This window comes from Mycobacteriales bacterium (assembly GCA_036497565.1).
Lineage (GTDB): Bacteria > Actinomycetota > Actinomycetes > Mycobacteriales > QHCD01 > DASXJE01.
Map to the genome: position 1 here is coordinate 1 of DASXJE010000254.1, position 5,902 is coordinate 5,902.

Consider the following 5,902-nt stretch of genomic DNA (forward strand, 5'->3'; position numbering starts at 1 on the left):
GCCTGTCCAACGCCGAGATCGCCGAGAAGCTGTTCCTCGGCGCGACGACCGTCAAGACGCACGTCTCGCACCTGCTGACGAAGCTGGAGCTGCGCGACCGGGTCCAACTGGTGGTGTTCGCCTACGAGCACGGCCTGCTCCATGGCTGAGCCCGGTCCCACCCACCGCCGCACCGACCTGGTGCTGATGGCGCTGCTCCTCACGTTCACGACGGCGTCGATCGTGCTGTCCGGGCTGGACACCGGCCAGATCGTGGCGGGCATCGCGATCACGGTCGTCGAGCTGGCGGCCGTGCCGCTCCGTCGCACCCGACCCCGCACGGCGCTCGCCGTCCTCGCCGTCCCGGCGGCACTGGGGTACGCCGTGCTGGCGCCGACCCAGTCGCTGGTCTGGGCGGTCGTCGCGTTCGTGCTGGCGCGGGGCCCGGTCCGCTCCGGGTGGCTGCTCACCCTCGCGGTCCTCGGGGTCGCCGCGGTGTCCGGCGCGGGCTACACGCTGCGCGACGGTGACGTCGCCGCGGGCGTCGGCTACGCCATCACCATCGGGTTCTCGGTCGGGGCCTACACGGCCGTCGGCGCCGTGCTGGGTCTGATCAGCCGTGCGGTGCGGGCCCGGGAGGAGACCCGTCGCCGGTCCGAGGAGCGGGCACGGACGGCGGCGGCCCTGGCCGTGCAGCGGACCCGGATCGCGGACGAGCTGGGCAGCGGGGTGCTGGACGGGCTGCGCCGCCTCACCGAGCGCACGACCGCCCTGGACGACGGCGACGCCGTCCCCGCCCTGGAACGCGACGCGCGGGAGGTGCTGTCGCGGATGCGGCGGGCGCTGACCGCCCTGCGCGAGGAGGGGCCGGATCCCGACCGACCTCCACGGGGCCCCGCCGACCGCGACGGGCGGTCCACGCCCTGGCAGCCGACCCGGCGCGGTCTGGCGCTGTCGGCGGCGTTCGGGTTCGTCGCGCTCGGGGTGGCGGCGCTGCCGTTGCGTCCGATCGGCCAGGTCTCGATGGACCGGTCGCTCCCGTTGCTCGACCTGCCGTGGTCGACCCCGGCGGCGATGGTGTCGCTGGCCGTGCAGGTACTCGCGGTCGCCTGGTGGCGCAGTGCCCCGATGTCGGCGTTCGCGGTCGCGACCGTCGCCGCGATCGCCACCGGCTCGCTCGGTGGGACGAACGCGTTCATCGAGGCGTCGTGGATGTTCCTGGTCTACGCCGTCGGCGTCGGTGCGCCGCCGCGGCGCTCCGGGGTGCTGACGGCCGCCGGGACGCTCGCCGTGCTCGTCGCGTACCTGACGGTCCCGGCCATGAACGCCGAGATCTCGGCGGACGCGGCCGGGATCGTGCTGTCCTACCTCGTCGTCCCGTTCCTGTGGTTCGCCGGCGTGCGCCGCCGCGACCACCGTCGGTACGCCGAGACGCTGCGCTCCGAGCGGCACGAGGCCGAACGCCGCGAGACGCTGGAGCGGGAACGGCTACGGGTCGCGCACGAGCTGCACGACGTCGTCGCCCACCACGTGTCGGCGATCGCCGTGCAGGCGGGCGCGGCGCGCGTCACCACCGACCCGGCGGCGCGCCGGGAGGCGCTCGGGCACATCGCGGAGTCCGGCAGGCGGATAGCGGACGCGCTGCCCGAGCTGGAGACGCTCACCCCGGACCCCGGCGGCGTCGCGCTCACCGCCGACGGCGTCGAGGAGCTCGTCCGGCCGGTCCGCGCGGCCGGCGTCCCGGTGACCTGCGCGGTCCGCGGCGACCCCGCCGGGCCGCCCGGCGATCCCGAGCTGTTCGCGCAGCGCATCCTCACCGAGGCGTTGACGAACGTCGTCCGGCACGCCGGCGCGAGCGACACCCGCGTGCTGGTGGAGCACCGTCCGGACGCCGTCACGGTGGAGGTCGCCGACGCCGGTCCGGCGCCCGGTTACCGTGGTCACACCCACGGGTCCGGGCTCGGCACGGCCGGGATGCACGAGCGTGCCCGGATGCTCGGCGGGCACGTCCGGGTGGGTCCTGGCCCGGACGGCGGCTGGCGGGTGCACGCGCTGCTCCCCCGGTCCGCCGCGTCGCCCGGGGTCCTCCTCCGCGAGGAGGACCATCCGGTGTCGATCTCGTCCCCGACGACGACGCGCCCGGCCACCGGCCTTGCCTAGCGTCGTCGTGGCACGGTGTCGCAGGAGGAGGACGGGACGATGAGCGAAGCGATCGAACGGCCGGACCCGGTGTCCGCGCCCGAGCCGGACCCGGCGACCGGCCCGGATCGGCCCCGTCCCGGCGCGGGCCCGCCGGGACGGCCGTCGCTGGGCTGGACCGAGATCGGGATCGCGGTCGTCGCGTGGTTCGTGTTCTCGGTCGCCGCGATCCTCGTGACCGGTCTGCCCGGACCGCAGGGGCAGAACACGCTGCCGGTGCTGGCCGGCTCGGCGCTGGCGTTCCTGCTGGCCGTCGGCATCGCGCTCGTGGTGCGGGTGCGCTGGCTGCCCGCGGTCGGGCTGCGCGCCACGACGTGGCGCTGGCTGCTGGCCGGTGCCGGCGTCGGTGTGCTGATGCGGGCGCTGGCGTTCGGGCTCGTGCTCGGCTACCAGGCGATCACCGGGGACCTGTCCGACCCGCAGGACTTCCTCGTCGGCACGGCCGCCGCGGGCGGGATCGGGTTCGTGCTGCTGCTCCTGCTCGGGGCCGGTCTCACGCCGCTGGGCGAGGAGCTGTTCTTCCGCGGTGTCCTGTTCGGCGGGCTGCGCCGCTACGGACCGGTGATCGCGGTGATCGTCAGCTCGCTGCTGTTCGGGCTGGCGCACGGCGTGAACGTTGTCATGCCGGTCGCGATCGTGCTCGGCGTGCTGAACGCCGTCCTCTACGAACGGTCCGGCTCGATCTGGCCGCCCGTGGTGGCCCACGGCGTGCACAACGCGCTCGGGTTCACCTTCGCCGCGCTCGTGATGTCCTGATCCGGGACCTCAGAGAGATGCCATGGCCCTACCCCGGTCCGCCTCGAAGGATGAGAATCGGTGCTGGGGTCGGCTGAGCTCGTTCTTGCTTGGTGCGCGAGAGCCCGTCTCAGAGACTGATGCCAGGGGCCTTCCCGGCACCTCGAATTGTTGTTTCGTACACGCCTTACAGCGTCGTTGATCGGTTGGCCCCGCCGGCCCCGCCCATGTCCGCCGACCAGGGCGAGGAGGCCGTGGATGGACACGCTGGTCGAACGGTGCGCAGGGATCGACATCGGCAAGGACGAGGTGGTCGCCTGCCTGCGCACGCCGGGTGCGGGCGGACGAGGGCGGGTCAAGCAGACCCGCACCTTCAGCTCGTTCACCACGTCGCTGGAGGCGATGACCGAGTGGTTCACCTCCGAGGGCGTCACCGCGATCGTGATGGAGGCGACGGGGTCGTACTGGAAACCGGTCTGGTACCTGCTCGAAGAGCACTCGCAGTGGGAGTTGATGCTGGTCAACGCCCACCATGTGAAGATCCTGCCGGGCCGCAAGTCCGACGTGCTCGACGCCGAATGGCTGGCCGAGCTACTCGAGCACGGGCTGCTACGCGGTAGCTTCGTCCCACCGAAGGCGATCCGGGAGCTACGGGACCTGACCCGCTACCGCAAGCGAATGATCCAGGCTCACACCAGCGAGTGTCAGCGGATCCAGAAGACCCTCGAAGACGCCGGGATCAAGCTCGACTCGGTCGCCTCCGACGTACTCGGGGTATCCGGACGAGCCATGCTCGCGGCCCTGGTCGCAGGCGAACGTGACCCGCACGTTCTGGCCGAACTGGCCAAGGGCACGCTGCGCCGGAAGATCCCCGCGCTGCGTCAGGCGCTGCGCGGCCGGTTCACCGACCACCACGCCTTGCTGATCGGGCTCGCCCTCGACCACACCGCGCACCTGGAGCAGGCGATCACCCGCCTCGACAGCCGCGTCGAGGCCCTGTTCGCCGAACACACCAGCGAGGGCGGAGTCCCTTTTGCCCGAGCCCGTGACCGGCTCGACACCATCACCGGGGTCGGGACACGGGCCGCCGAAACCATCATCGCCGAGATCGGCGTCGACATGACCCGTTTCCCCACCGCCGCGCACCTGGCCTCCTGGGCCGGCGTCGCACCCGGCAACAACATCACCGGAGGCAAACGCGGCTCCGGCAAGACCACCAAGGGCGACGTCTGGCTGCTCGACGTGCTGACACAGTGCGCCTGGTCCGCAGCCCGATCGCGGGACACCTATCTCTCGGCCCAGTTCTGGCGACTCGCGCGGCGGATCGGGAAGAAGAAGGCCGCGATCGCGGTCGCGCACTCGATCCTGGTCATCTGCTGGCACCTACTGACCGACGACTGCGATTACGACGACCTCGGCGGCGACTACTTCACCCGCCGCAACACCGACCGTCAACGTGACCGCCTGATCAACCAACTCCACAACCTCGGCTACCGAGTCACCCTGGAGAAGCCTGCATAGCCCGGCTACGGTCGATTCTCCTTACAGCCTGCATAGCCCGGCTACGGTCGATTCTCCTTACAGCGAGCCCGGGACGACGCCGGTCAGCATCAGGGCGAGCGCGAGGCCGGGCAGGAAGTTGTTGATCTGGTGCGCGATGACGCTCGCTGTCAGCCGTCCGGTCAGCACGCGGGCCAGACCGAGCGGCAACGCGACGACGAACAGCAGCGGTGTGCGGGTCAGCTCGAGGTGGGCGAACGCGAACAGCACCGTCGTGATCAGGTAGACGATCCACTGGTTGTGCACGTGCTTCTCGACGGCGCGCCACAGGAGCCCGCGGTAGAGGATCTCCTCGCACAGCGGCGCGACGAGCACGACGACGGCCATCACCGCGAGCGCGACCGGCCAGGTCGTCCGGACCCCGCCGAACACGTCGCCGACGGCGGTGCTCATCCCCTCCGGCCCGACCACCCATGCGTAGACCAGCGCCGCGGGCACGGTGAGCAGCAGGCCGCCGAGTCCGGTGATCACGCCGACCGCGACGTCGTCCCAGCTCCAGCGCAGCCCGAGGTCGACCCGCGGCCCGTTGCCGAGCCACCGGGTCAGCAGCACGGCGGTGACCGCCGCCGCCACGGTCGGCACGGCGATCGCCGCCATGATCCCGACCGCGCCCGCCGCCTCGATCCCGATCAGCCAGCTGACCAGGGCGGAGACTCCGAGGAACACCGCCTCGGCGATCACGAACAGGCGCACCGCCCAGCCGGTGCGCGGCGCGGGCGGGTCCGGCCGCAGCCCGAACCACCCGCGCGGCGGCTCGGCGGAGCCCGGCGGAGAGGCCGGCCATCCGGGCGGCGGCGGGTCGGGGTACGGGGGCCCGGGGTACGGAGGTCCGGGAGGAGGGCCGGGTGGGCCGGCGGTCACGCCACACCCGCGCCGCGCGCGACACGACGGCCGCGCACGAGCACGGCCGACGGGCGGCGGAGCGACTCCGGGTCGGTGCGCGGGTCGGCGCCGTAGACGACGAGGCTCGCCGGCGCGCCCGGGGTGAGCAGCGGCCGTCCGAGCCACTTCCGCGCCGCCCAGCTCGCCGCGCCCAGCGGGTCGGGCACGCCGGCGTCGCGGAGGGCCACGATCTCGTCGACGATCCGGCCGTGGGCGATGCCGCCGCCCGCGTCGGTCCCGGCGTAGACGGCGACGCCCGCCTCGGCGGCCCGTCCGACGACGTCCCGCGCGGTCGCGTGCAGCGACCGCATGTGTGCGGCGTAGGCCGGGAACTTCTCCTGTGCCCCGTCCGCGATCCCCGGGAACGTCTCCACATTGATCAACGTCGGGACCAGGGCCGTACCCCGCCGAGCCATCTCCGCGATCAGCTCGTCGCTCAGCCCGGTGCCGTGCTCGATGCAGTCGATGCCCGCGCTGATCAGCCCGTGCAGCGCGTCCGTGCCGAACACGTGCGCGGTCACCCGGGCGCCGTGGGCGTGGGCGGCGG

The 5,902-nt window shown here is 73.0% G+C and carries 6 protein-coding genes; 4 read left to right on the plus strand and 2 right to left on the minus strand.

Annotation, left to right across the window (positions count from 1 at the left end; genetic code table 11):
• The 4 genes from VGH85_20195 to VGH85_20210 all read left to right on the plus strand — a co-directional run.
• On the plus strand, nucleotides 1–149 hold a 149-nt coding region (locus tag VGH85_20195), incomplete at its 5' end, for a LuxR C-terminal-related transcriptional regulator (protein ID HEY2176133.1).
• Complete coding sequence (locus tag VGH85_20200) at nucleotides 142–2,139, plus strand: ATP-binding protein (protein ID HEY2176134.1); 1,998 nt, start codon at nucleotides 142–144, stop codon at nucleotides 2,137–2,139. The genes VGH85_20195 and VGH85_20200, both read left to right, overlap by 8 nt.
• 39 nt (nucleotides 2,140–2,178) lie before the next feature.
• On the plus strand, nucleotides 2,179–2,934 hold the full coding sequence (locus VGH85_20205; protein ID HEY2176135.1) for a type II CAAX endopeptidase family protein: 756 nt from the start codon (nucleotides 2,179–2,181) through the stop codon (nucleotides 2,932–2,934).
• A gap of 237 nt (nucleotides 2,935–3,171) precedes the next feature.
• Nucleotides 3,172–4,434, plus strand: coding sequence for an IS110 family transposase (locus VGH85_20210; protein ID HEY2176136.1), 1,263 nt, complete (start codon nucleotides 3,172–3,174; stop codon nucleotides 4,432–4,434).
• Nucleotides 4,435–4,491: 57 nt separating this feature from the next.
• Here the strand turns inward: VGH85_20210 and VGH85_20215 are convergent, their stop codons facing one another.
• Together VGH85_20215 and VGH85_20220 are read right to left on the minus strand one after the other, a co-directional pair.
• Nucleotides 4,492–5,166 carry a type II CAAX endopeptidase family protein gene (locus VGH85_20215; protein ID HEY2176137.1) on the minus strand — a complete coding sequence of 225 codons (675 nt, stop codon included), beginning with the start codon at nucleotides 5,164–5,166 and terminating at the stop codon, nucleotides 4,492–4,494.
• A gap of 164 nt (nucleotides 5,167–5,330) precedes the next feature.
• Nucleotides 5,331–5,902, minus strand: a 572-nt coding sequence (locus VGH85_20220) for an amidohydrolase family protein (protein ID HEY2176138.1), incomplete at its 5' end; no start/stop codon positions are given.